The sequence below is a fragment of the Bradyrhizobium campsiandrae genome (genome assembly GCF_014529705.1).
Classification (GTDB): Bacteria; Pseudomonadota; Alphaproteobacteria; order Rhizobiales; family Xanthobacteraceae; genus Bradyrhizobium; species Bradyrhizobium campsiandrae.
Window position 1 is genome coordinate 14580 of sequence record NZ_JAANIH010000027.1, and the last position, 25186, is coordinate 39765.

The following is a 25186-nucleotide window of genomic DNA, read 5'->3' on the forward strand; positions in this document are numbered from 1 at the left end:
CCTCAAAAGGATGCCCGCTCAGGAGCCCGGATTCCATTTCCAGACGATATCGGAGACGTTGACCGGCTTCGGGATCGGGCCAAGCCTGGCGAAACGATCGGCCACCGCTTGCTGGCTCCTGATCACCTCGTCGTCGATCGGCACCACGCTGAAGTTGGAACGATCGACAAAGCGTCTGACAGCCTCGATGTCGACGCCCGTGGCCTCCGCCTGCGCCTTGGCGACCTCCTCGTGATGACCGTTGGCCCAAACGCCTTCGGAGGCGAAGGCGGCATTGAGCTTCGCGACCAATGATGGGTACTTGTCCACGAAGTCGGAACCCGCGATGTAGAAGGCATTCGGCTTGTGCACGTCCTTGTCGAAAGCGATGACGCGCGCGTTTTCCTTCAGCTCAGCCAGCGCGAGATAGGGATCCCAGATCGACCAGGCATCGACCGAGCCCTTGATGAAGGCGGCCGTCGCATCCGCCGGAGCAAGCGGTGCCGGCGTGATGTCGGACCAGGACAGGCCGGCCTTCTCGAGCGCGGCCACCAGGAGATTATGTGCGCTCGATCCCTTGCCGAAGGCAACGCGCTTGCCCTTGAGATCAGCCAGCGTCTTGATGGCCGAGTCTCTCGGCACGATGATCGCCTGAGTGTTGCCTTCCGATTTCACCGCTGCGACGTAGCGGATCCTGGCGCCGCCGGCCTGCGCGAAGATCGGCGGGGAGTCGCCGACATAGCCGAAATCGACGCTGCCGACATTGATCGCCTCCAGCAGCGGCGGACCGAACTGGAAGTCGATCCACTTGACCTCGATGCCGAGCGGCTTGAAGGCATTCTCGATGGTGTGGCGCTGGCGCACTGCGGGGAAGAAGCCGCCCTTCTGCGTGCCGATGCGGATCTCGGCCGGCTTGTCCTCGGCCCGCACCGGCGAACCCGCCGCACTTGCCAGCAATAGAGCGCCGGCGATGATGTGTCGTCGCGTGATCATTTGCAAAGTCCTTTCGGTCTGCTGGTGCTCAGATGGAGACAAGGTGCCGGCGCTCCGCGAACACCGCGCTTGCGGCGCGTTCGGCGTCCCGGGCCGAGCGGAACTGGCGGCCCTCGAGGCTGTCAAACAGCCGTTCTGAGGAGAAGAAGCGGAAGCCGCGCTCGTCGCTGGCGATGATGCCGGCGGTGCGGTCGTGAACTTCGATGATATAGGCTTTGGGCATGGCTGCTCGTTCGCCGACGGGTCGGCTTTCCTGTCAAGAGATTGCGATCGGGATTTGGCTCGGCGATCAGCGGCAACAACAGGTGCCGGTCGCGGCCGAGACGCAGCGACGCATCATGCGCTTGCGCATGTCGCTCTTCACTCGCTGGTCATTCGATGTCATGCAGCGGCTTTCGGCCCGAAGAAGCAGTTTCGATGTTTCGAATATCGAGGGATTGACCCGATCGGTCAATGAAATGGCTATCCATATTTGCCGCGGTCGCGTGCGCGCACTTCTCTGCGCGCAAGCCGCCACAGCCGAAATCATCTCGCAATGATGTCAACACGCAAGGGTTCCATAGCGTGGTACCGTTGCCCTGAGAGGCGCAGAAAAATGCGGGAGGACAACATGACGGATACCATCAAGGGGCGCGCGGCGCTCGTCACCGGCGGCTCGCGCGGGATCGGCGCAGCCGTCTGCCGTGCACTCGCCGCATCAGGGGCAGCGGTCGCGATCAACTGCCGCGAGCAGATCGGACAGGCCGAGAGGTTGGCAGGCGAGATCGGCAGGAACGGCGGCCACGCCATCGTGGTCGCTGCCGATGTCTCGCAGCGTGAGGCGGTGGCCGGCATGGTCGAGTACGTCACGACGACGCTCGGGCCGGTCGACATCCTCGTCAACAATGCCGGAATCGCGATCACACGCGGCATCGACGATCTTACCGAGGACGATTTCGACCGCACCATTCTGGTCAACCTGAAATCGGCCTTCCTGTGCAAGCAAGCGGTGCTGCCGTCGATGCGCGCGCGGAAGTGGGGCCGCATCGTCAACATCTCCTCGGGTGCTGCGCGCGGCGCCGGCTCGATCGGCCCGCACTACAACGCCTCAAAGGCCGGCATGGAGGGTCTGACGCGCGGCTATGCGGCGCGGCTGGTGAAGGAAGGTATCACCGTCAATGCCGTCGCGCCGTCGCTGATCGAGACCGACATGATGAGCGGCCAGCCGCAGCTCATCAGCCGGATCCCGCTCGGCCGTTTCGGCACCGCGGACGAAGTGGCGAAAGCCGTGATGCTGCTGGTCGACAACGCCTATATGACCGGGCAGACGATCGCGCTGAGCGGCGGGATGGCGTTCAACTGAACGGGGGCGGCGGACTGCCTTCTCCCCTTGCGGGTGGCGCGAAGCGCCGGATGAGGGGTATCTATCCGCGCGCAACACTCTTGGTGAGGACGGATACCCGTCTCGCCGCTGACGCGGCGATCCACCCTCTCCCGCAAGGGGAGAGGGGAAGAAGAGCCATCACCACATCGTCGCTGCGGCGCGCGCCGGCCACAGGCGGTCGTATTCGGCGCCGCCGACCGTGTTCTGGCTCATCTCGGCAAGGATCTGGCCTGGGGTCGGCAATTTTTTGGGATCGACCCGCCTGTCGGGATTCCAGAGGTCGGCGCGAACGATGGCGCGGGCGCACTGGAAGTAGATTTCGTCCACATTCATCACCATGACGCTGCGCGGCGGCTTGCCCTCGACCTTGAACGAAGTCAGCAGCTCGGGATCAACGGAGAGATGCGCGCGGCCATTGGCGCGGACCGCGTTGCCGGAGCCGGGAATCAGGAACATCAGCGACACGCGGGGGTCGCGTACGATGTTGCGCAGGGAATCGATCCGGTTGTTGCCGCGGCGATCCGGCAGCATCAGCGTCTTCGGGTCATGAATGCGCACGAAGCCGGGCAAATCGCCGCGCGGCGAGCAATCGATGCCTTCGGGACCGACGGTCGCAAGCGCCGCAAACGGCGCCGTCTCGATGAAGACACGGTAGAGCGGCGTGATGTGATCGGCGACTTTCACGGTCGAGGCGTCGTTGGTGGCGCCGTAGATGGCCTCGAGCTCCTCGACCGTCCTGATCACCGTCATTGCACGCTCTCCTGTTCCGCCAGCCGTTAGTTTTTGTTCGACGCGTTTTCTTCACGCGAACCGGAGTCCCACTTCGCCTGAAAACGCTCTACTCGCGCCAGCCTTCGTTCCTGATGACGCGCACGAGCTGGCGGCCGTGATAGTCCGCGCTGCCGGCATTGAGGATGGTGACATCCGCCTTGGCCGACGCGTCGTCGATGCTGCGCGCGAGCCGGTCGGCGATGTTGCCGTCGCTGTTCCGCGCCCGCGCGGCGAGCCGCTGCGCCAGCACGTCAGGCGGTGCCGTGACGGCGACCACGACGACATTGGCATAGACCTTGCGCAAGGCGGCGATCACGGTGCGCGAGACGTTGGCGACGACAGAACGCCCGGCACGGATGTCGTCGTTGATCTCCCGCGGCAGCGCATAGGAATGTCCATGCGCATCCCAATGAACGGCGAAATCGCCGTGATCGCACGAACGAGCAAATTCCTCAGGGCTCACGGCGATGTTGTCCTCATCGACCGAGGACGCGCGCGTCACGATTCGGCGCGGAAAAACGACGTGGTGGTCGTCGGCGCAGGCCGCCTGGGCCAGCCGCAGCAGCGTGTCCTTGCCGGCGCCGCTCGGGCCAACCACGAGCACGAGCCGCCCGGGGCCGATCGCAGCCACCGCGTCCTTCGCCGTCGTGACGGTCTCGCTCATGCGACGCGGCCCCCTTCGCGCCAGACGCTGCGCACCACGGGAACGCTGCCCGCGACATGGACGCGGATCAGATCAGCACGCTTTCCGAGTGCGATCTCGCCGCGATCGGTGAGGCCGACGGCTTCCGCCGGCGCCTTGGTCACGGTCCGAACGGCCGCGGGCAGGCTGATTGATGGCGCATGCTCAGGCAGTTGCAGCGCACCCATCAGGAGGCTCGACGGGATGTAGTCCGACGACAGGATATCGAGCAGGCCTTCCCGGGCAAGATCGACGGCGGCGATGTTACCGGAATGCGAGCCGCCGCGCACCACGTTAGGCGCGCCCATCAGAATGTCGATGCCGGCCTGGTGCAGGCCGCGCGCAGCTTCAAGCGTGGTCGGAAACTCGGCCACCGCGACGCCGTCGCGCACGGCGTCCGCGACATTCTCGTCGGTGGTGTCGTCATGGCTCGCGAGCGGAATCTTGTATTGATGCGCCAGCGACACGATCTCGCGCATGTTGGCCGCTGCGTATTTCTTCTGGTACTCGAAGCGCCTTGCGAACAATTCATCGAGCTCGGCGTCGGTTTTGCCGCCACCCTTGCCGCGATAATAATCACGCAGCTTGACCTCGTCGCGGAACTGGCGCTGGCCGGGCGTGTGGTCCATCAGCGACATCAGCTTGACGTCGGGCCGGTCGATCAGCTCCCTGGCCTCCTCGACCACGCTCGGCATCGGGATTTCGCAGCGCAGGTGCAGGAAATGGTCGGCGCGCAGCAGGTTCGAGTCGCGCGCGGTGGTGATCGCGGCGGCGAGGACGCCGGCACGGCCATCGACCTCCTCGGCACCATCCTCCCGCCAGACCCGAAGCGAGTCGAACACGGTGGTGATGCCCGAGGTCGCGAGCTGGCCGTCATAGGAGATGACGGCGGCGACCGGATTCCAGAACACTTTTGGACGCGGCACGTAATGCGCTTCGAGATGATCGGTGTGCAGCTCGATCAAACCCGGCATGATCAGATCACCGCCGGCGTCCTCAGCACCCGCGGGCGCGGTCCCATCGCCGATCTCGACGATCCGTCCGTCGGCGAGAGCGAGCCAGCCCTGCTCGATCACCCGGTCAGCCAGCACGATCCTCGCGTTGGCGATCACAGTCTCCTTCGGCTTGGCGTTCATGTCCCTCTTCCTTCAGGCCGCGGCGGCAAAGCTGGTGACGTCGACGATGCGGTCGGCAATCAAATGGCGGATTTCGTCGTCATGGACAATGGCGAGCATGGCGACGCCCTGGCGCTTCTTCTCGGCAACCAGCTCGACCACCACAGCGCGGTTGGCGGCATCGAGCGAAGCGGTCGGCTCGTCCAGCAGCAGGATCGGCAGATCCGGGATGAAGCCGCGCGCGATGTTGACGCGCTGTTGTTCGCCGCCGGAGAAGGTCGCGGGCGGAAGCTGCCAGAGCCGCTCGGGGATGTTGAGGCGATGCAAGAGCTCGCCGGCTCGGGCCTGCGCATCAGGCCGGTTGAGGCCGCCAGCGATCAGCGGCTCGGCAACGACGTCGATGGTCGCGACGCGCGGCACCGCGCGCAGGAACTGGCTGACATAGCCGATGGTGGCGCGACGGACGTTGAGCACTTGCCGCGGCTCGGCCGTGGCAAGATCGATCACCTCGCCACGATGGCGGATACCGATCCGGCCGCCATCGCAACGGTAGTTGCCGAAGATCATCTTCAGGATCGACGATTTGCCGGCGCCCGATGGCCCTGACAGCACGACGCACTCGCCCGGCTGGACCTGAAAGGTCACGCCGCGCACGACGGGCAACGCGATGCCGCCCTGCAGGTGCATCGTGAAGGTCTTGCTGGCGTTGGCGACGTCGATCATGGCGGTCATGGGTGAGCTCATGTTGCGAAGTTCATGGCGGCAGAATCGAGGAGACGAGGAGCTGGGTATAGGGCTCGCGGGGATCGTCCAGAACCTGGTCGGTGAGACCGGTCTCGATGACACGGCCGCCCTTCATCACCATCACGCGATGCGACAGCAGGCGCGCGACCGCGAGATCGTGGGTGACGATGACGACGGCCAGGTGCAGCTCGGCGACGAGATTGCGCAGCAAATCGAGCAGCCGGGCCTGCACCGACACGTCGAGGCCGCCGGTCGGCTCGTCCATGAAGACCAGCCGCGGCCCGGTGACGAGGTTGCGCGCGATCTGGAGCCGCTGGCGCATGCCGCCCGAATAGGTGCGCGGTGCATCGTCGATCCGCGCGACGTCGATCTCGACACGGGTCAGCCAATCGGAGGCCGACTCGCGGATCCGACCGTAGTGATTCCAGCCGACCGCCATCAGCCGTTCGCCGACATTGGCGCCGGCCGAGACGGCCATGCGCAGACCCTGCGCGGGATCCTGATGCACAAAGCCCCAATCGGTGCGGAACAAGAGGCGCCGTTCGGCTTCGCCCAGCGAAGCGAGGTCGCGGGTGACGCCGTCGCGCATCCGGTAGGACACGTGGCCGCCGCTCGCGGCGAGCTGACCTGACAGCATCTGCAGCAAGGTCGACTTGCCCGAGCCGGATTCGCCGACGATTGCCAGCACCTCGCCGGGATAGAGCGAGAACGACACATCGCGGCAGGCGGCGATGCGGCCGTAGGACTTGCTGAGGGATCTTGCGATCAGCAGCGGCTCGTCGGTTTCGAGCAGACCTTGGTCAGCCATTCGACGCCTCCTGCGCCTTGTCCTTGTATGGCGCAGCACTCTGGGCGCCGTGATGGCCGGCGGCCTGACGCCCCTCGCAATAGTCGGTGTCCGAGCAGACGAACATGCGGCTGCCCTTGTCGTCGGTGACGATCTCGTCGAGGTAGGAATTTTCAGCACCGCACAGCGCGCAGGGCGCGTTGAAGCGATAGGGCTCGAACGGGTGATCCTCAAAGTCGAGCGACACAACTTGCGTATAGGGCGGGATCGCATAGATGCGCTTTTCGCGGCCGGCGCCGAACAATTGCAGCGCCGGGCAATTATCCATCTTGGGATTGTCGAATTTCGGCGTCGGCGACGGGTCCATCACATAGCGCGCGTTCACCTTGACCGGATAGGCGTAGGCGGTCGCGATGTGGCCGAAGCGAGCGATGTCCTCGTACAGCTTCACATGCATCAACCCGTATTCGGCAAGCGCATGCATGCGCCGCGTTTCGGTCTCGCGCGGCTCGAGGAAGCGCAGGGGCTCCGGGATCGGTACCTGATAGACCAGCACCTGATTCGCATGCAGCGACGTCTCGGGGATGCGGTGCCGCGTCTGGATCACGGTCGCCTCGTCGGTCGACGTCGTCGTCGCGACGCCGGCCGTCTTGGCGAAGAATTTGCGAATCGAGATGGCGTTGGTGGTGTCGTCCGAACCCTGGTCGATCACCTTCAGAACGTCCTGCGGCCCCAGGATCGCGGCCGTCACCTGCACGCCGCCGGTGCCCCAGCCATAGGGCATCGGCATTTCGCGGCTGGCGAACGGCACCTGATAGCCGGGAATCGCGATCGCCTTCAGGATCGCGCGGCGGATCATCCGCTTGGTCTGTTCGTCCAGGTAAGCAAAGTTGTAGGCAGGCGCGTTCATTCCGCGGCCTCCTTCATGGCATCGGGCGCGTTGGCGCCAGCAGAGGTTTCGGCAAATTCCTTGCGCAGCTTGCGCAGCAGGCCCAGCTCGGACTGGAAGTCGACGTAGTGCGGCAGCTTCAGATGCTCGACGAAGCCGGTCGCCTGGACGTTGTCCGAATGCGACAATATGAATTCTTCATCTTGCGCCGGGGCCAGGGCCTCTTCGCCGAGTTCGCGGGCACGCAAGGCACGATCCACCAGCGCCATCGACATGGTCTTGCGCTCGCTCTGGCCGAAGGCGAGGCCATAGCCGCGGGTGAAGCACGGCGCTTCCGTTGTCGAGCCCTTGAACTGGTTGACCATCTGGCACTCGGTGAGTTCGATCGAACCGAGCGGCACGGCGAAGCCGACGTCCTCCGCGGCGAACTCCACCTCGACCTCACCGAAGCGGATTTCGCCAACGAAGGGGTGGTTGCGGCCGTAGCCGCGCTGGGTGGAGTAGCCCATCGCCAGCAGAAAACCTTCGTCGGCGCGCGCGAGGTTCTGCAGACGCAGGTCCCGGTCCGCCGGGAAGTTCAACGGCTCGCGGGTGAGATCGCCGACGCTGGCTCCGTCCTCCGCCTGCGGCGAGGTCTCAATCAGCCCGTCGCGGCCGAGAATGTCCGTTACCCGCGGCGTCGCCGCGGTTGAAGCCTCAGCGCTCGCCGGCGTTTCCGGCACAAAGCCTTCGGCCAACGATGGATCCAACAGGCGATGCGTGTAGTCGAAGGTCGGCCCGAGGATCTGGCCGCCCGGAATGTCCTTGAAGGTCGCGGATACCCGTCGCTGCACGCGCATCGCACCGGTGTTGACGGGCTCGCTCGTCCCGAAGCGCGGCATCGTGGCGCGAAAGGCGCGAGCCAGGAAAATCGCTTCAATCAGGTCTCCGCGCGCCTGCTTGATCGCAAGCGAGGCGAGCTCGCGGTCATAGAGTGATCCTTCGCTCATGACGCGATCGACGGCGAGCCCAAGCTGTTCCGAGATCTGATCGAGGGAGACTTCCGCGACAGTTTGATCGCCGCGCCTGGCATTGGCGAGCAAGCGATGGGCGTTCTCGATGGCGCGTTCGCCGCCTTTGACTGCCACATACATGCGTCAGACTCCCTTGCTCACGACGCGCGTTGTGCGCGGGATCGCAACAACCGCGTCATCGGCGACCAGAACCACGTCGATGCCGCGCGGAAACAGCGTCTCGTTCACACGCAGGCGCTCGAACAGGTCGAAGGGCCTGATCGACGCCTGAAGCGTCGCAACGCCATCGATGCCGGGCCCACGCAGCTCGAAGCTTCGCCCTGTGCCCAGGCTGTCGACCTGAATGATCACCGTGGTCGAACGATCCGGATATTCGTTGGTGCCAAGCGCGAAACGCTCGAGCGCGGGCAGCAACACGCCGTCGCTGATCAACGCGAAAGCCGCGATGGAGGAATCCTGAATCACCGGCGCGCCGGTATGGAACTTGAGCCACTTTAGGACATCGCTGCTGTCAGCCATCCGTGCGTCGAGCCAGAGCGGCGTATCGTGGTCGAACAGCGTCAGCGCGATCGCGGCGGTGCCGCGCATCATCGTATCGGGCGCTCCCGCCATCGGCACGATGGGCTGGACCGAGCCCGGCCGCGCCATCGCGTCCATCACCGAGCGAAAGGTCGATTGCGCCGACAACACCTTGTCCGCGAATCCCGGCGGCAGTTCCGCAATCGTCGTCATGGTCTCACCCCTCACCGCGCACCATGGTGTAGAAATCAACCTTCGTCGCAGCAGTCTCTTCCGCCGCCCGCTTGCGTCTAACCATAAGCTGCTCGCGCAACGGCCCGATAACGTCGCGCTCGACGGTGGCGCTGAAATCGCGCGACTGCACCAGCGCGTCGCACAGGGCGATCAGCCGCGCCTTCTCGCCGTCGCGTCCGAGCGTATAGCCGAAACCGACCTCACCGCTCGCAAGCCGCACGGCCGCGCGCGATACCGTGGCTTCGCCGAGATTGAACGGCGCGCCGTCACCGCCGATCCGGCCGCGCAGCATCAAGAGGCCGCTCTCCGGCGCGCGCATATCCTGATGGCCGGGCAAGAGAATCGTGCGGAGGCGGGCGGCGATCTCGCCCGCCTCCGCGTGAGCCAGCACGGCCATGGCGGCCTGGCGCTGGGCTTGCTGGGTGTTTTGCTGGGTCACCAAATCCACCGACCGTTTCTGCAGAACTTGCCGAATCCAAGTTGTCTATGATACTAGACAACTTGATACGGAAGCGCCATGACTGTTTCGTGACAAACGTGTGATTTGTGGGCTAGGCTCGCCGTCGAGATGAGCATGCAGGACACCGCCTCCTCGGGCGTCGCGCTGTGGCGCCTCGTTGCCGACGGCATCGAGCGCGGCATCGCCGACGGCCGCTTTTCCGCCGGCGACAAATTGCCGGGCGAAATGGAGATCGCCGAAACCTATCGCGTCAACAGGCACACGGTGCGTCGCGCGCTCGCCGCGCTTGCCGAGCGCGGCATCGTGCGCGCCGAGCGCGGCAGCGGCACCTATGTCGAGGCGCAGAAGCTCGCTTATCCGTTGCGCTCGCGCACGCGCTTCTCCGAGATCGTCGGCGCCGAAGGCCGCGAGCCGCAGGGCCGATTGATCGAAGCAACCGATGACCTCGCGACGCGTGAGCTTGCACGGGAACTGGGATTGAAGGTCGGCGCACCGCTGGTGCGCATCGAGGCGATACGACTCGCCGACCGCACACCGATCTGCGTTTCCACCACCTGGTTGTCGGCGGAGCAGTTCCCGGGCGCTGGCGAGGTGTTTTCAGCCACGCGCTCGATGACCAGGATGCTCGAGCATTACGGGATCCGCGATTATCGCCGCGGCGCCACCAGGATCACCGCCGGCATCGTCGACGCCACCGACGCCGCGCGGCTCGATCTGCCGCTGGGGCGGCCGATCCTGGTCGTGGATGCCACCGACCTCAATCTCGAGGGCAAGCCGCTGGTGACCAAGCATTCGCGCTTTGCGGCGGAGCGGGTGGAGTTTCTGGTGGAGAACGGGTGAGCGTTTCGTAGGGTGGGCAAAGGCGCACTTGCGCCGTGCCCACCTTCTTTCCGAGATACGCGAGAAGCGGTGGGCACGCTTCGCTTTGCCCACCCTACGGCGCCCTTGCTCAAGCGACAGCGCGCCTTCCAATAATCGCAAAGCGCAGCTTGCCCGAGATGAAATCGATCGCGGCGACTGCGACCAGGATCATCAGGACCAGGAACGACACCTTCTGCCATTCCAGCACGCGGATCTGCTCCGCGAGCTGGAGGCCGATGCCGCCGGCGCCGACGATGCCGATGATGGTGGCCGAGCGGGTGTTGGATTCGATGAAATAGAGCACCTGGCCCGCGATCACCGGCAACACCTGCGGCATCAGGCCGAAGCGAATCTCATGCAGCGCGCTGCCGCCGGAGGCGCGGATACCCTCGACCTGCTTCTGGTCGGCCCCCTCGATCGCCTCCGAGAACAGCTTTCCGAAGGCGCCGAAATCCGACACCATGATGGCGAGCACGCCGGCGAACGGGCCGAGGCCGACGACGTTGATCCACACCAGCGCCCAGATCAGCGTGTCGACACCTCGGATCGAATCGAGGAAGCGCCGGATCGGAAAGCGGACGATGTTCGGCACGACGTTGCGTGCCGCCAGCAGGCTGACCGGCAGCGCGAACAGCGCAGCAAGCGTGGTGCCGAGCAGCGCGATCGACAGCGTCTCGCCCAGCGCCTTCAGATAGAGCGGCAGCGACGAGCCGGGATCGGGCGGGATCATCATCATGCTGATCCAGCCGAGCTGGCCCAGCCCCGAGATCAGCCGCGCCGGCGAGAAATCGAGATCGACGAGGCCGAACACGAAAATCGCGAGCGCGGCGACGAGCATCAGGGGCGTTGCCAGACGCGCCGAGGCTGGGCGATCGAAGACATCGGGATAGCGCGCGCGGATCTCGGCGGTATTGATGTCGGGCGCCTTGCTCACGTGCGCGCCTCCTCGCCGAACAGGCGGGCGCGCAGCCAGCCGGTCGTGATGTCGATGATGAAGACCGTAACGATGATGGTGACCAGGATGGCGCTGACGTCCGAATAATAGAAGTTGCGGATGGCGACGACGAACTCCTGCCCGATGCCTCCGGCGCCGACCAAACCCATCACCGAGGCTTCGCGCACATTGACCTCGAAGCGCAGCAGCGCGTAGCTGACGTAGCTTGCAGACACCTGCGGCACGATGGCAAAGCGCATGCAGGACATCCAGCTCGCACCGGTCGAGCGGATGCCCTCGACCGGCTTCATGTCGACGTTCTCGACGATTTCCGAAAACTGTTTTCCGAGCGCGCCGGTGGAGTGGATTGCGATCGCGAGCACGCCGGCCATAGGACCCAAGCCGAAGGCGATGACGAAGATGAGCGCGAACACGATACCCGGCACGGTGCGCGCAAACTCGAGCAGCCGGCGCACGGTGAAACGCAGCCAGGCCGCAGGCGAGGTGTTTTCCGCGGCGAAGAAGTTGAGGACGAAGGCGAACACGGCCCCGATCAGCGTGCCAACATAGCTGATGAGCAGCGTCTCACCGAGCAACTTCAGCCATTTGTGCCAGCCCCAGAACCACTCGCCGACATTGGTCCAGACACGCTGACCGCTTTCGAGGGTCAGGATGCGGTCGAAATAGCTGACGAAGTTTCCGAAACTGCTGAAGAAGGTACGCAGCCTCACGTCGGCGCCGATGGAGGCCACGATCAGTGCGACCACGAACAGAGCAAGGCCAGCGAGGAGCCGCAGGCGCTTGCGCGCGACCGCCTTGCGGTAGACGGCGTTCAACGCGGCGAGCTGATGCTCGGGAAGGATCGAAACCGCAATCGTCATCGATCACACTGGTCCATCAAGAAAAAGAGCCGGGTCCATCGACCCGGCTCGAGTGGCATCGTCCCGACGGGGTCAGGACGCCTTCTTGCGCAAAGCGTCGACGAACTTAATCAGCTCGATGGTCTTGTTGTAATCGTCGTTGGCGATCGGCTCCCACGGCTTGTTCTTGCCGTCGGACAGCTTCTTGAACGCCTCGGGATCCTTTTGCGCCGCATCGAGGAAGGCCTTCTTGATCGCAGCCTTCATGTCGTCGGGCAGATCGCTGAGATAAGCATAGGGCGAGTTGATGATGAGGTCGGACTTCACGATGATGCGGAAGTCTTCCTTTTTCATCACGGTGCCGTCGGTCGACTTCACCATGCCCTTGTTGAGCATGCGGGTCAGGTTGGAATCGTCATCCGCGTTCCACCAATTGGCGGCAACGTCGACGGTGCCCTGGGCCAGCGCGAGAACCGCGTTCTCGTGGCTGCCGGTGAAGACCACCTTGGAGAAATAGGCGTCGGGATCGATGCCCATCGCGTTCAGCTTGAAGCGGGGCATGTTGTTGCCCGAGGTCGAGTTCGGGTCGACCAGACCGAGATTCTTGCCCTTGAGGTCCTCGATCTTCTGGTAGGGCGACTTCGCCAGCACGTAGAACACTGAGTAATAGCCCTTCGAGCCGTCGGCATTGACGTCGATGACGAAGGCATCGGTCTTGACGCCCGTGAGACGGGCGCGCGCGAACGAGGCCGGGCCGTAATAGCCGATGTGGATGTTGCCGGCGCGCTGGCCCTCGATCACCGCAGCGTAGTCGTTGGCGACGCGCAGCGTCACCTTCACGCCGAGCTCCTTCGACAGATAGTTGATGAAGGGGCCATATCGCTCGGTGACGCCCGAGCCGTTCTCGGCCGGGATCACGGCGAAGGTGATCTCCGGATATTTGGCCTTCCAGTCTTCGGCGGAAGCAGATCCGGCAAAGGTCAGCGCGGCGACGCCGGCGAGAATGAGTCTGCGAGTGATCATGATGCCCTCTTCACAGGTTGGGATCGGTTGACGCAAAAACTGGCAACAACGGATGCGATGCGGCTCAAGCCGCGGCAGCCGTTCCGAGTGCCGGGACGCCCTCTGGCGCCGGGGCAGGCGTGCCGCCCATGACGTCGGCGGCTTCGAGATCGTAGAGCTCACGCGCGACAAGGTCGGTCAGCGCTGACGGCGCGCCGTCGAACACCACCCGGCCCTGCGCCATGCCGATCAGGCGGTCGCAGTAGCTGCGGGCCAGGTCGAGCGAATGCAGGTTGCAGAGCACGGTGATGCCGAAGTGCTTGTTGATGCGCAAAAGCGCATCCATCACGATCTTGGTGTTACGCGGATCGAGCGAGGCGATCGGCTCGTCGGCGAGGATGATGTCGGGCTGCTGCACCAGCGCCCGCGCGATCGCGACGCGCTGCTGCTGGCCGCCGGAGAGCTGGTCGGCGCGCTGGGCGGCGAGCGAAGCTATATCGAATTGCTCGAGCGCCGACATCGCCAGCGCCTTGTCTTGCTCGGGCCAGATCTGCGACAGCGAGCGCCAGGCCGGCATTGTGGCGAGACGTCCCATAAGCACGTTGGTCAGCACGTCGAGCCGGCCGACCAGGTTGAACTGCTGGAAAATCATCGCGGAGCGCGCCCGCCACTGCCGCAGCTCCTTGCCGCGCAGCGCGGTGACGTCGAGGCCGTCGAACAGGATTCGGCCCTGCGTCGGCGTCGCGAGGCGATTGATCATGCGCAGCAAAGTCGACTTGCCGGCGCCGGAGCGCCCGATCACGCCGACGAAGCCGCCGGGGGCAATTTGAAACGAAGCGTCGTCCACCGCGGCTTTTGCGCCGAAGCGGCACGTCAGACCTTCCACCACCAGCATGCAGGGCTCCAGAGTAGCTGGGACCACCGCTAACGCTGGCGCTTGACAGTTGTGTGACACGCGCGCTGCGGTGCGGCGATGCTACACACCTCGTCCCCTGTCATCACGCCGTCATGAAGATGTCATCAAGCACCCCGAAGACGAGCGCCCGCCCCTCGAACTGCCGGATGCAACATGGCCAAGGTGCTATCGATCGAACCGACCATCGATCCCTCGGCGAAGCTCCACGAGGTCAGGCTCGGCGCCTACACGGAGGTCGGCGCACGCACCATCCTGCACGAAGTGGCGATGGGCGATTACTCCTACGTCGTCAACGACGCGCAGATCACCTACACCACGATCGGAAAATTCTGCTCGATCGCGGCGATGACGCGGATCAATCCCGGCAACCACCCGATGCACCGCGCGACGCAGGCGCATTTCACCTACCGTTCAAGCGCCTACTTCCCGGGCGAGAGCGACGACACTGACTTCTTCGACTGGCGGCGCCAGCACCACGTCCATATCGGCCATGACGTCTGGATCGGTCATGGCGCGATCGTGCTGCCCGGCCGCAACATCGGCACCGGCGCTGTGATCGCGGCCGGCGCCATCGTCACCAGGGACGTGCCGGCCTACACCATCGTCGCCGGCAATCCCGCACGCATCGTGCGGCGGCGCTTCTCGGAAGAGGTTGCCGGACGGCTGGCCAGGCTGGCATGGTGGGATTGGGATCACGACAAATTGCGCGCCGCATTGCCGGATTTCCGCCAGCTCGCGATTGAAGATTTCCTGACGACATACGAAGCAGGGGCGCATTCCTCTGCCAGCAAACGAAGCGCGGTCGCGTGACAGACATTTTCATCGAGGGTGGCCGGACCCTGCTCGTCTTCGGGCTCGTCGAAACTTCGCTCTCCGTATCCGGAACCGACATCGCGCAGATTGATGCGCCGCGCGGCCACGCGCGGCTGGCGATCGATGCGCGCAACCTTCTGGTGCTGCCCGGCATCGTCGACCTGCATGGCGATGCCTTCGAACGGCAAATGATGCCGCGCGCCGGCGTCGATTTCCCCATCGACGTCGCGCTGGCCGACACCGACCGCCAGGTCGTCAGCAATGGCATCACCACGGTGTTCCACGCAACCACCTGGTCGTGGGAGCCGGGGCTGCGCAGCGGCGACAATGCAAGGCGCCTGCTCGAGGCGATCGAGCGACAGCGTCCGCGGTTCGCCGCCGATACCCGCTTCCATCTGCGGCACGAGACCTACAATCTCGATGCCGAGGCCGAAATCAGCCGATGGCTCGCTGATGGCCGCGTCGACCTGTTCGCCTTCAACGACCACATGGACGGCACGATCGGCGACATGGCCAAGCCGCGCAAGCGCAACCGCATGGTGGAGCGCACAGGCCTATCGAGCGAGGAGTTCGACAGACTGGTCGCACATATCGTGTCGCGTTCGGCCGATGTTCCTGCATCGATCGCCCGGCTCGCCGCCGCGGCTCGCGCGGCCGGGGTGCGGATGCTCTCGCATGACGATGCGACGCCGGCGACGCGCCGGGAGTTTCGCGCCATGGGCGTGACGCTCGCCGAGTTTCCGATCAACGAGGAAACGGCGCGCGAAGCCGCAAGCCACGGCGATGCCATCGTCTATGGCGCGCCGAACGTCGTGCGCGGCGGCAGCCATACGGGCTGGACCAAGGCGGCGGACATGATCGCGAAGGGGCTCTGCTCGGTGCTCGCCTCGGACTATTACTATCCGGCTCCGCTGCTTGCCGCGTTCCGCCTTGCCGCCGACGGCGTGCTGCCGCTGACCGAGGCCTGGAAGCTGATCTCGTCGGCGCCGGCGCAGGCCACCGGCCTCACCGATCGCGGCACCCTCGCCGCTGGCCATCGCGCCGACATCCTGCTGGTCGACGACAGCATCCCGCTGCGGCCGCTTCTGGTCGCGGTGATCGCGGCCGGCAAGCTCGTGCATCTGACCGATGCGACACGGCTGCTCGCCGCGGCAACGACGCCGCGCAAGACTGTCGTTGCGGCGTAAATTGGCTATGCTCACGCCATGACAGGTGTCCCCCGCTACGCGATCTATTTCGCCGCCGACGCCGACAGCGCGCTTTCCCGCTTCGGCGCCGAGTTGCTCGGCTACGATGCCTATGCCGGTGACGAAGTTTCATTTCCACGGGACGCGCTGCATGTCGCGCCGGACTGGCGTGACATCACCAACGATCCCCGCAAATATGGCTTTCACGGCACGCTGAAGGCGCCGATGGCGCTGGCATCAGGCAAGTCCGAGGCTGGGCTCATGGCGGCCTGCGCGGCCTTCGCCGAGCAGGCGCGGCCGGTGCCGGTGATCCGGCCTGTCGTCGATGCCATCAGCGGCTTCATTGCCGTTATTCCGGCTGAGCCCGTCTCCGCGCTCCAGCAACTGGCTGCCGATTGCGTCCGCGATTTCGACTGCTTCCGTCCGCCCTTGACGGCGGAAGATCGCGCGCGGCGCCAGCCCGGGAAACTCACCGAGCGGCAGCGCGACTATCTCGACCGCTGGGGCTATCCTTACGTGATGGAGGAATTCCGCTTCCACATGACGCTGACGGGGCGGCTGGATGCGGAGCGGCGCGGGCCGATCCTGGAGATGCTGCGCGGGCGGTTTGCGGCGCTGCAACTCGAGACCCTGGCGATCGATCGCATCACGCTGTTCAGACAGGATGATGCGAAGGCGCGTTTCCGCATCATTGACGAGTGGAAGCTCGTTAGTTAGCCGGGATCGTGCGGCGCGCTCAGTGTCGTCCCGGCGAAGGCTGCGACCCATATCCATAGGGAGTGGCTATGGAGCGAGAACGCAACTCCGAATCTTCGTCGAATGTCTGCCGGTGGTTATGGATCCCGGATCGGCGCGCGCTTGGGCGCGCTTGTCCGGGATGACAGCGGAGGTTTTGGTCGGCTGTGCGGCTCTACTTCCCCCACCGCAGCGCCAGCGCGTCGCGCTCCTTGGCGAGCTCCAGCAGTCCCGCGCGCGTCGCCGGATGCAGCGGCTGCAACGGATGGCGCACGGTGTCCGACTTGATGATCCCCCCGGCCTGCATCATCGCCTTGCAGGCGATCAGGCCGCATTGGCGGTTCTCGTAGTTGATCAGCGGCAGCCAGCGTTCATAGGCAGCCTTCGCCTTCTCGCGATCGCCGGCGAAATAGGGATCGATGATCTGGCGAATACCGTCGGGATAGCCACCGCCAGTCATGGCGCCGGTCGCACCGGCATCGAAATCGGCAAGCAGCGTGATCGCCTCCTCGCCGTCCCAGGGGCCCTCGATATCCTTGCCGCCCGCCTCGATCAGGCTGCGGAGTTTTGACGCCGCGCCTGCGACCTCGATCTTGAAATAGCGGATGTTGGCGAAGTCGCGCGCCAGCCGCGCCAGCAGCTCGACCGACAGCGGCGTGCCCGCGACAGGCGCGTCCTGGATCATGACCGGAATGTTGATCGCGCCCGAGAGCACTTTGAAGAACTCGACGATGCCTTTTTCGGGCACGCGGAAGGTCGCGCCGTGATAGGGCGGCATCACCATCACCATGGCGGCACCGGCGGCTTCGGCCTGCTGGCTGCGCGCGGCGCAGACGGACGAGCTGAAATGCGTGGTGGTGACGATGACCGGCACGCGGCCCGCGACGTGCTCCAGCACCGCATGCATCACGGTTTCGCGCTCGGCATCGGTCAGCACGAACTGCTCGGAAAAATTGGCGAGGATGCAGATGCCGTTCGACCCTGCATCGATCATGAAATCGATGCAGCGGCGCTGGCCCTCGAGATCGAGCTCACCGCGCGCGTCGAAGATGGTGGGCGCGACCGGGAACACGCCGCGATAGGGGCGCTGGGCCTTGTTTGGGGTAACCGGCATCGAATGATCTCCCTGTCGTCCTGCCGCAGCTTTTGCCGCTTGCGGAGTATGGTACCGCTACCATTTACAGGGCGCGCGCACGCGCTGCAATGCCGATCCGCCAAACAGGGAACAGAGGCCTAAGCGGACTTCACCGCACCGAGGAAGCCCTCGACCGCGACGCGGAGGCGATCGGCATCGGCCGACATCTTGGTCACGGACTGAGACAGCGTGGTGCCGGCATTGCCGGTCTCCTGATTGAGCTTGGCGACGCTGCCGATCGTGTCGGTGACCTCGCGGGTGCCTTGGGCGGCCTGCTGGAAATTGCGGGAGATCTCGGTGGTGGCCGCACGCTGCTGTTCGACGGCGGCCGCGATCGCGGTCATCTTCTCGTCGATGCCGCCGATGGCACCGCCGATCGAACGGATGGCGGCGACCGCCTGGCTGGTCGCGCCCTGGATCTCCTCGACCTGGCGCGAGATTTCTTCGGTCGCCGTTGCGGTCTGCGAGGCAAGGCTCTTCACCTCGCCCGCGACCACGGCAAAGCCACGGCCCGCCTCGCCGGCGCGCGCCGCCTCGATGGTGGCGTTCAGTGCGAGCAGATTGGTCTGGCCGGCGATGGCGTGGATCATCTTCACGACTTCGCTGATGCGGCTTGCAGTCTGATCGAGGATCTCGACGGTGGCATTGGTCCGCTCCGCCTGCGACACCGCTTCGCGCGCCTCGCGCGCGCTCGCCTGCACCTGCGCGGAAATCTCGCCGACGGAGGCCGAGAGTTCCTCGGTCGCGGCAGCGATGGTCTCAAGGTTGTTGGTGGCCTGCTCGGCAGCAGAAGAGACCGCAGCGGTCTGGCTGCTCGATTCCGACACAAGCGAGCGCACGTCGGTTGCGGTGGCGTCGAGTTCCTTCGCCGATGCGGCGACGCTCTGGATCACGGCCTGCACGGTGTCGTCAAAGCTGCGGCAGGCGGCATCCACTGTTCCGGAACGGGCCAGCTGCAGCGCCTGCTGCGATTCGCGCTCCTGGCCGAGGCGTTCTGCGGTGGCCGCGCTCTCGCGCAGGCTTTCGAGCGCCGCCGCCATGGTGCCGAACTCGTCGGGATATCTGGATTGCGGAACCGGCGTCGCATAGTCGCGGGCGCCGATACGGGCGATGGCATCGAGGATGGCGCGTACCGGACGCATGAGGCGATTGCGCACGACATAGACGCCGGTGAGCGTCACGGCGAGCGCCAGCAGGAAGGCGAGCGACTGGACCACGAGATTGCTCAGCGCCTTCGCCTGCACCGCTTCCGCCCGCGCGATCGATTGATCCAGCGCCTTGGTTGCGACTGCGACGATCGGCGCGAACGGCGACTGGCACAGCGCGTTCCATTCCGAAGCCATCATCGCCGGCTTGCCGCTGCCGTCAAAATTCTTGGTGATATCCCCGATCTGCTTGAGAACGCCATCGGTCTTGGCCCTCGCCTCCTTGGCCGCGTTGACGAGATCCGCCGCCACGTCAGGCGCCGCCAGAAGTTCCTCCATGCCTGCCCAGGCGGCGGTGACGACGCCGTTCCATCCCGCGACAGTCTGCTTCTGGGTCTCGTCGAGCGGCTTGCTGGCGTTGACGTTCGGCCGCAGGGTCGAGCACTGGATGCCGTAGCGGTCGCGCACCTGCCAGGCGAGGCGGCGGGCCTGGATCATGCGTGCGATGTAGGGATCGTTCATCCAGGCGCGATTCGACACCGCGGTGGACGCGAGGTTGGCAGTCTCGATCACCTTCGTGACCGCATCGTACCAAGGTGCGGTGCGCTCCAGCTTGCGCTCGGCGCGCGGCAGCTTGGCCTCGTCGTGGAACAACTGGAACTTTGGAGCGGCCTCAGTCCAGCGCTGCTTCAGCGTGCCTGCGAGCTCGCCGCGCGCTGCGAATTCGATGGTGGCGAGTGCGGCGCTGATGGCGTCGAAACCGGCCTGCTCGGCCTTCTCGGCGGCTCCGAGCTTGGCGCGCGGATCGTCTTCGCCCAGCAACGCACTCTGGGCATCGCCGCGATTGCTGCGCAGGGCTACCACGCCATGGAAGATCGCCTTGTCGGCGGCGGCAAGTCGCGCCGTCTCGAGACTGTCGCTGTAGCGGCCAAAGGCGCCGACCATCTGGATGGCCGTGCTGGTGAGCGCGCCGGCCGCCAATAGGGCCATCAACAGCAGCAGAAGCGAGCTTACTGATTTCTTAAACATCGCCATGGGACAGGGGCCTACTCTTCGAAGGAAGCAACCCTGCACCGCGACCCGCCAACGTTCCGTTAAGGTTTCAATCAAATGCGGGTGATCCCCCTTCCACGAAACCTCAAGCAGGCCCTCGCGGCCGTCATGAAACCTTCGTAAAATCGGGCGGACGCCGCTCGGCGAACGCGGTGAACGCCTCGCGCGCCTCAGCGGTGCGTAGGCGCTGCGCGAACTGCTTGCCCTCGGCCGACATCTGGGCGACCAGCGCTTCGCCGTTGCGCATCAGCTTCTTGGTGGCAGTGAGCGCGCCGGCCGGCTGGTGGGCCAGCCGCTGGGCGAGCGCGAGGGCCTCGGCATCGAGCTTGTCGAGCGGCACCACGCGGTTGGCAAGGCCCCATTCGAGCGCGGCCTTGGCGGGGACAGTCTCACCAAGCGCGAACATTTCGTAAGCGCGGGCATAACCGATGCGCGCCGGCATCAGCAAGCTCGAGGCCGCCTCCGGCACCAGTGCGAGACTGACGAAGGGCGTCGACAACTGGGTGTTGTCGGCGAGCACGACGAGATCGCAGTGCAAGAGCATCGTGGTGCCGACACCGACGGCGCGCCCTTGCACCGCCGCCACCAGCGGACGAGTGCAGCGCGCCAGCGACTGGATGAAGCGGCCGACATTGCGACTGCCTTCCGACTTTCCGCTGGCGACGGCCGCGAACTCGCCGACGTCATTGCCGGCCGTGAACATGTCGCCTTCGCCACGAATCAGCAGCACGCGCGCGGAGGGATCGAGCTCGGCGGATTCGATGGTGTCGGCGAGCTTGCCGTACATCGCGTCCGTCAGCGCGTTCTTCTTGTCGGGGCGCGCCAGGGTGATCGTGAGAATTCCGCCGCTGTTCTCGACTCGCACATGTTCGGTCATGAGTGTCTCCTCTTATTCCTCGGGATCTCTCGTGGTGTCTCTGTTTGGTCTCTTGGAAACTTGTCCTGAATGCTCGTCAGCCAGCGTGCGACGACGTCGATCTCAGCAGCGCTAAAGCCTTCCGTCAGCGCAGCATTGACCGCGGCCGCGTCGGTCTTCGCCTGCGCCAGCACGGTGCGGCCCTTCGGCGTCAGCCATACCCGCCAGGCGCGGCCGTCGTCGCGATCGGTACGCCGCTCGACGAGCTTGGCCGCGGCGCTGCGATCGACCAGCCCGGAGATGCCGGCAGGCCCCAGATCCAGCGCCGCGCCCGCCTCGCCCATCAGCACGCCGTCCTGCTTGCCTAGAATGAAAAGCAGTCCCGCCTGCGCCGGCGTCACTTCGTTCGAGGGCTGCGTCGCCATCCAGCGCTGCAGCCGGCGCTGCGCGACGTTCAGCAGGTAGATCAGCCGGTGATGTCTCGCCTCTGGCGATTTATTTCGCATACGAAATAGATAGCCCGAAGGCTGCGGGTTGTCAAAGCCCGTGGCCGCTAGCTCGAGCGCCCGCGACAGCCGTCGAGCAGAATCGCGGCGCAGACCCGCGCGCGCCGCTCGATCTCCCTGCGTGTCGGCAGCGTCAGGCCTGCGTAGATGGCCGCACGCTGGGGCGCCGACACCATCATGCCAATCATCATTCCAGCGGCTTCGTCGACGTTATCGAGCGCGATCCGCTTCTTTCCAACTTGATCACGCAGCCAACCCGCGAGCGCCGCCGCGGTGCGCGCAATGCCATCGCGGTAGAAATTCGCGGCAAGATCCGGGAACGTCGCTGACTGCTGCAGCACCATACGTTGCAGCGCCACCACCTCGGGATCGAGCGCAAGATCGGCGCAGGCGACCAGCACGGCAGCCAGGCTCGTTTCGATATCGGCCTGATTGTTGGACTGGAGATTGAAGTCGGAGAGCAATCGCTCGAGCCTATCAGCGCACATCGCCTCGAACAGCGCCGCCTTGCCCGGGAACAGCCGATAGAGCGTCTTGGTGGAGATACCGGCGCCCCGCGCCAGCTCCTCGGTGCTGGTGGCCGCATAGCCGTCGACGGCAAAGGCGTGCCGCGCGGCCTCGAGGACGATCCGCTTCGTCTCCTCTTCGCTGCGCACCGGCGGCCGGCCGCGCGGGCGGTTCTCGCCTTCCGATCTTGTCCGAGCCATGCCTTTAAATCGAGCCATGCCTTTAAATGATGTCTGTCATTCCATTGACAGTCCCAAAGCTAGTCCTATTTTGGAAATCGTCAAGTTTCCTAATTCAGGGAGCCGGCGATGACCGTGCACACCAATCCGTCCAAGACCGAGCCCAATGCGGTTCCAGCCAAGGCGCCGGAGGGCGTTCTGCCCACCGCGCGCACGTCCGCCTTGCGACAAAAGCCGAACTTCCGCAAGCTGTTGCTGGCCGGAGTGGCGGTCGTCGGCCTCGCCGGCGCCGGCTGGTATGGCTACGATTACTGGACCGTCGGGCGCTTCCTCGTCTCCACCGATGACGCCTATGTGAAGGCCGACAACACCACGATCGCGCCGAAGGTCAGCGGCTATCTCGACCGGGTCCTGGTCGGCGATAACGAGCATGTGAAGGCGGGCCAGGTGCTGGCCCGCATCGACGACCGCGACTTCCGTGTCGCGCTCGATCAGGCCAAAGCCGATGTCGCCGCCGCGAACGCGACCGTGAGGAGCAAGCAGGCGCAACTGGACGTTCAGGACGCAGTGATCGCCGCAGCCAAGGCGACCATCGACCTCGACACGGCCGCGAGGACCTTCGCGCAGCAGGAGAACAAGCGCTACACCGATCTCGCCGCGACCGGTTATGGCAGCGTGCAGAACGCGCAGCAGGCGCAGTCGCGCAATGCCGGCGCCGATGCCGCGATCCAGCGCGACACCGCCAATCTTGCCTCGGCCCTCAAACAGGTCGAATTGCTGAAGGCCGAAATTGCGCAGGCAAACGCCGCAGCCGCTCGCGCCGCCGCGCTTCAGCATCAGGCCGAGCTCAATCTCGGCTATACCACGATCGTGTCCCCGATCGACGGCGTCATCGGCAACCGTACGCTTCGCGTCGGCCAGTTCGTGCAGGCCGGAACGCAGCTGATGTCGATCGTGCCTACCGAAGGCGCCTATGTGGTCGCCAATTTCAAGGAGACCCAGCTCACCCATGTCCGCGCGGGACAACAAGTCGAGATCGAGGTCGATACGTTCCCGGGCCAGGTGGTGCACGGCCACGTCGATTCCATCGCGCCGGCCAGCGGGCAGGAGTTCGCCCTGCTGCCGCCCGACAACGCCACCGGCAATTTCACCAAGATCGTGCAGCGCATCCCCGTGAAGATCGCGCTGGATGCCGAAAAGCAGCCTGCGATCGCGCTGCGGCCCGGCATGTCCGTGATCCCGACGATCGCAACCCGTTCAGCGCCGGCCGCGCAAGCGGCAACGACGCCCAAAGCGAAACTTGTTTCCGGAGGGTCGTGCCATGTCAAACAGCCTCTCGATCGCGACGCCAGCACAAGCAACAGCGGCCGCGACGCCTGATCGCGTCGCCGCCGATCCGAACCGCGCCAGCGCCACGGTCTGGATCGCCGTTTTCGCCGCAATGATCGGCGCCTTCATGGCGATCCTGAACATCCAGATCACCAACGCCTCGCTGCTCAACATCGAGGGCGGCATCGGCACCGGGGTCGACAACGGATCCTGGATCTCGACGTCATATCTGATCGGCGAGATCATCGTGATTCCGCTGACCGACTATCTGTCGCGGGTGTTCTCGTTTCGCAACGTCATGCTGAGCTTTGCCTCGCTGTTTGCGGCATTCTCGGTCGCCTGTGCCTTCACCCACGACCTGCCCTCGATGATCGCGATGCGAGGCTTCCAGGGCTTCTTCGGCGGCGTGCTGATCCCGATGGCCTTCACGCTGGTCTTCACCAAGCTGCCGAGGGGCCAGCAGCCGATCGGCCTTGCCATGTTCTCGCTTGCGGTGACCTTTGCGCCCGCGATCGGCCCGACCATCGGCGGCTATCTCACCGAGAATTACGGCTGGCAGACCATCTTCTATGTCAACGTGCTGCCGACCGCCGTCATGGTGAGCATTCTGTTCCTGACGCTCGAGCGGCAGTCGACGAACCTCGCTTTGCTGCGCGAAGGCGACTGGCTCGGCATCGCGACCATGGCGATCGGCCTCGCCTCGCTTCAGGCCGTGCTCGAGGAGGGCAACAAGGACGACTGGTTCGGCTCGCCCTTCATCGTGCAGCTCGCCATCATCGCAGCAATCAGCCTCTCGCTGTTCATCTTTATCGAGCTCGTGGTCGAGAAGCCGCTGCTTCGCCTGCGCCTGCTGACACAATGGAATTTCGGCGTCGGCACCATTGCCGCGGTGTTCCTCGGCTTCGCGCTATTCGGCTCGGTGTATCTCTTGCCGGCCTATCTCGGCCAGGTGCAGGGCTACAATGCCGAGCAGATCGGCAACGTGCTGGCCTGGACCGGCCTGCCGCAACTGCTGCTGATTCCGCTGGTGCCGAAATTGATGCAGCGTTTCGACACCCGCTATATCGCGACGGTCGGCCTGCTGCTGTTTGCCGTGAGCTCTTTTCTGAACGTCGAAATGTCGCTCGATTATTCCGGCGATCAGTTCTTCATTCCGAATGTCGTGCGCGCCGTGGGTCAGGCCCTGACGCTGGCACCGCTGTCAGCGCTCAGCCTCGGCAGCGTCGCGCCGCAGGACGCGCCCGCGGCGTCCGGCATCTCCAACATGATGCGCAACCTCGGCGGCGCCATCGGCACCGCGGTGCTCGCGACCATCGTCACCAAGCGCGAGCAGTTTCACTCCAACATCATCGGCCATTCCGTCACTCTCGGCCGCGAGGAGGTCCGCGCCCGCATCGCGCAGATGACCAACTATTTCATCGCCCACGGCGTGCCCGACCCCAACGCCGCGCGCGAGCAGGCCATCATCGCGCTCGGCAAGACCGTGAAGCGCCAAGCCTTGGTGATGGGTTTTTCCGACACGTTTGCGGTCATCGGCGTCGTGCTGGTGCTGGCCGCGATCGCGGTGCTGCTGACGCGGCGCGTGAAGGCGGCGGGCGGTGGAGGTGCGCACTGACAGC

28 protein-coding genes are annotated in these 25186 nt (G+C 65.1%); 8 read left to right on the forward strand and 20 right to left on the reverse strand.

Going from position 1 to position 25186, the window contains the following annotated elements; translation table 11 throughout:
• Positions 1-18 precede the first annotated feature (18 nt).
• The gene (locus tag G8O24_RS20640; protein ID WP_188102480.1) at positions 19-972 is read right to left on the reverse strand and encodes an aliphatic sulfonate ABC transporter substrate-binding protein; all 954 of its coding nucleotides are present in this window, start codon (positions 970-972) and stop codon (positions 19-21) included.
• Between the two features lie 28 nt (positions 973-1000).
• A complete protein-coding gene (locus G8O24_RS20645; protein ID WP_025032400.1) occupies positions 1001-1195 on the reverse strand; it encodes a hypothetical protein in 195 nt (64 codons plus the stop codon).
• Between G8O24_RS20645 and G8O24_RS20650 the strand changes: the two genes are divergently transcribed.
• The gene (locus tag G8O24_RS20650; RefSeq protein WP_188102482.1) at positions 1194-1511 is read left to right on the forward strand and encodes a hypothetical protein; all 318 of its coding nucleotides are present in this window, start codon (positions 1194-1196) and stop codon (positions 1509-1511) included. The two genes, G8O24_RS20645 and G8O24_RS20650, sit on opposite strands and share 2 nt — an antisense overlap.
• A gap of 71 nt (positions 1512-1582) precedes the next feature.
• The gene (locus tag G8O24_RS20655) at positions 1583-2314 is read left to right on the forward strand and encodes an SDR family NAD(P)-dependent oxidoreductase (protein ID WP_188102484.1); all 732 of its coding nucleotides are present in this window, start codon (positions 1583-1585) and stop codon (positions 2312-2314) included.
• A gap of 159 nt (positions 2315-2473) precedes the next feature.
• On the opposite strand, the gene G8O24_RS20660 is transcribed toward G8O24_RS20655, so the two are convergent.
• The 9 genes from G8O24_RS20660 to phnG form a co-directional block, all read right to left on the reverse strand.
• Positions 2474-3085, reverse strand: a complete 612-nt coding sequence (locus G8O24_RS20660) for a pyridoxamine 5'-phosphate oxidase family protein (RefSeq protein WP_188102486.1) — start codon at positions 3083-3085, stop codon at positions 2474-2476.
• Positions 3086-3173: 88 nt separating this feature from the next.
• The gene (gene phnN, locus G8O24_RS20665) at positions 3174-3770 is read right to left on the reverse strand and encodes a phosphonate metabolism protein/1,5-bisphosphokinase (PRPP-forming) PhnN (RefSeq protein ID WP_188102488.1); all 597 of its coding nucleotides are present in this window, start codon (positions 3768-3770) and stop codon (positions 3174-3176) included.
• On the reverse strand, positions 3767-4924 hold the full coding sequence (locus tag G8O24_RS20670) for an alpha-D-ribose 1-methylphosphonate 5-triphosphate diphosphatase (protein ID WP_188102490.1): 1158 nt from the start codon (positions 4922-4924) through the stop codon (positions 3767-3769). The genes phnN and G8O24_RS20670 overlap by 4 nt, the downstream gene beginning before the upstream one ends.
• A 12-nt stretch (positions 4925-4936) precedes the next feature.
• Positions 4937-5635: a phosphonate C-P lyase system protein PhnL gene (gene phnL, locus G8O24_RS20675; RefSeq protein WP_188102492.1), complete on the reverse strand. Its 699-nt coding sequence runs from the start codon at positions 5633-5635 to the stop codon at positions 4937-4939.
• 22 nt (positions 5636-5657) lie between these two features.
• Positions 5658-6455, reverse strand: a complete 798-nt coding sequence (gene phnK / locus G8O24_RS20680; protein WP_188102494.1) for a phosphonate C-P lyase system protein PhnK — start codon at positions 6453-6455, stop codon at positions 5658-5660.
• Positions 6448-7344: an alpha-D-ribose 1-methylphosphonate 5-phosphate C-P-lyase PhnJ gene (locus G8O24_RS20685; protein WP_188102496.1), complete on the reverse strand. Its 897-nt coding sequence runs from the start codon at positions 7342-7344 to the stop codon at positions 6448-6450. Before G8O24_RS20685 ends, phnK begins: the two co-directional genes overlap by 8 nt.
• Positions 7341-8456, reverse strand: coding sequence for a carbon-phosphorus lyase complex subunit (locus G8O24_RS20690; RefSeq protein ID WP_188102498.1), 1116 nt, complete (start codon positions 8454-8456; stop codon positions 7341-7343). The genes G8O24_RS20685 and G8O24_RS20690 overlap by 4 nt, the downstream gene beginning before the upstream one ends.
• A gap of 3 nt (positions 8457-8459) precedes the next feature.
• Positions 8460-9068, reverse strand: coding sequence for a phosphonate C-P lyase system protein PhnH (gene phnH, locus G8O24_RS20695; protein WP_188102500.1), 609 nt, complete (start codon positions 9066-9068; stop codon positions 8460-8462).
• A gap of 4 nt (positions 9069-9072) precedes the next feature.
• On the reverse strand, positions 9073-9486 hold the full coding sequence (phnG, locus tag G8O24_RS20700) for a phosphonate C-P lyase system protein PhnG (RefSeq protein WP_191093274.1): 414 nt from the start codon (positions 9484-9486) through the stop codon (positions 9073-9075).
• Between the two features lie 171 nt (positions 9487-9657).
• Here phnG and phnF point away from each other — a divergent pair, with 171 nt between their 5' ends.
• Positions 9658-10389: a phosphonate metabolism transcriptional regulator PhnF gene (gene phnF, locus G8O24_RS20705; RefSeq protein ID WP_188102503.1), complete on the forward strand. Its 732-nt coding sequence runs from the start codon at positions 9658-9660 to the stop codon at positions 10387-10389.
• 109 nt (positions 10390-10498) lie between these two features.
• Here the strand turns inward: phnF and phnE (G8O24_RS20710) are convergent, their stop codons facing one another.
• The 4 genes from phnE (G8O24_RS20710) to phnC all read right to left on the reverse strand — a co-directional run bounded on the left by phnE (G8O24_RS20710) (position 10499) and on the right by phnC (position 14101).
• Positions 10499-11344, reverse strand: a complete 846-nt coding sequence (gene phnE / locus G8O24_RS20710; protein WP_188102505.1) for a phosphonate ABC transporter, permease protein PhnE — start codon at positions 11342-11344, stop codon at positions 10499-10501.
• Positions 11341-12225: a phosphonate ABC transporter, permease protein PhnE gene (phnE, locus tag G8O24_RS20715; protein WP_188102506.1), complete on the reverse strand. Its 885-nt coding sequence runs from the start codon at positions 12223-12225 to the stop codon at positions 11341-11343. Before phnE (G8O24_RS20715) ends, phnE (G8O24_RS20710) begins: the two co-directional genes overlap by 4 nt.
• A 72-nt stretch (positions 12226-12297) precedes the next feature.
• A complete protein-coding gene (gene phnD / locus G8O24_RS20720) occupies positions 12298-13227 on the reverse strand; it encodes a phosphonate ABC transporter substrate-binding protein (protein WP_188102508.1) in 930 nt (309 codons plus the stop codon).
• A 64-nt stretch (positions 13228-13291) separates the two neighbouring features.
• Positions 13292-14101: a phosphonate ABC transporter ATP-binding protein gene (gene phnC / locus G8O24_RS20725; protein ID WP_188102510.1), complete on the reverse strand. Its 810-nt coding sequence runs from the start codon at positions 14099-14101 to the stop codon at positions 13292-13294.
• Positions 14102-14275: 174 nt separating this feature from the next.
• On the opposite strand from phnC, the gene G8O24_RS20730 reads away from it, so the two are divergent.
• Genes G8O24_RS20730 through G8O24_RS20740 form a run of 3 tightly spaced genes read left to right on the forward strand, consistent with a single transcriptional unit; the run spans position 14276 to position 16839 of the window.
• On the forward strand, positions 14276-14932 hold the full coding sequence (locus G8O24_RS20730) for an LbetaH domain-containing protein (RefSeq protein ID WP_188102512.1): 657 nt from the start codon (positions 14276-14278) through the stop codon (positions 14930-14932).
• Complete coding sequence (locus tag G8O24_RS20735) at positions 14929-16122, forward strand: alpha-D-ribose 1-methylphosphonate 5-triphosphate diphosphatase (protein ID WP_188102514.1); 1194 nt, start codon at positions 14929-14931, stop codon at positions 16120-16122. Before G8O24_RS20730 ends, G8O24_RS20735 begins: the two co-directional genes overlap by 4 nt.
• Before the next feature lie 18 nt (positions 16123-16140).
• Complete coding sequence (locus G8O24_RS20740; protein WP_188102516.1) at positions 16141-16839, forward strand: DUF1045 domain-containing protein; 699 nt, start codon at positions 16141-16143, stop codon at positions 16837-16839.
• Positions 16840-17032: 193 nt separating this feature from the next.
• Here G8O24_RS20740 and G8O24_RS20745 read toward each other — a convergent pair whose 3' ends face one another.
• From G8O24_RS20745 to G8O24_RS20765, 5 genes are all read right to left on the reverse strand, one after another.
• A complete protein-coding gene (locus G8O24_RS20745; RefSeq protein ID WP_188102518.1) occupies positions 17033-17971 on the reverse strand; it encodes a dihydrodipicolinate synthase family protein in 939 nt (312 codons plus the stop codon).
• A 119-nt stretch (positions 17972-18090) separates the two neighbouring features.
• Positions 18091-20172, reverse strand: coding sequence for a methyl-accepting chemotaxis protein (locus tag G8O24_RS20750; RefSeq protein ID WP_188102520.1), 2082 nt, complete (start codon positions 20170-20172; stop codon positions 18091-18093).
• A gap of 124 nt (positions 20173-20296) precedes the next feature.
• Complete coding sequence (locus G8O24_RS20755; protein ID WP_188102521.1) at positions 20297-21067, reverse strand: enoyl-CoA hydratase; 771 nt, start codon at positions 21065-21067, stop codon at positions 20297-20299.
• Positions 21064-21471 (reverse strand): MarR family winged helix-turn-helix transcriptional regulator, encoded by a 408-nt coding sequence (locus G8O24_RS20760; RefSeq protein WP_376708080.1) that lies wholly within the window; start codon positions 21469-21471, stop codon positions 21064-21066. Before G8O24_RS20760 ends, G8O24_RS20755 begins: the two co-directional genes overlap by 4 nt.
• Before the next feature lie 128 nt (positions 21472-21599).
• Positions 21600-22259 carry a TetR/AcrR family transcriptional regulator gene (locus tag G8O24_RS20765; protein WP_188102525.1) on the reverse strand — a complete coding sequence of 220 codons (660 nt, stop codon included), beginning with the start codon at positions 22257-22259 and terminating at the stop codon, positions 21600-21602.
• A 108-nt stretch (positions 22260-22367) separates the two neighbouring features.
• On the opposite strand from G8O24_RS20765, the gene G8O24_RS20770 reads away from it, so the two are divergent.
• Positions 22368-23618, forward strand: a complete 1251-nt coding sequence (locus G8O24_RS20770) for an HlyD family secretion protein (protein ID WP_188102527.1) — start codon at positions 22368-22370, stop codon at positions 23616-23618.
• Positions 23560-25182, forward strand: coding sequence for an MDR family MFS transporter (locus G8O24_RS20775; RefSeq protein WP_202988765.1), 1623 nt, complete (start codon positions 23560-23562; stop codon positions 25180-25182). Before G8O24_RS20770 ends, G8O24_RS20775 begins: the two co-directional genes overlap by 59 nt.
• Positions 25183-25186 lie beyond the last annotated feature (4 nt).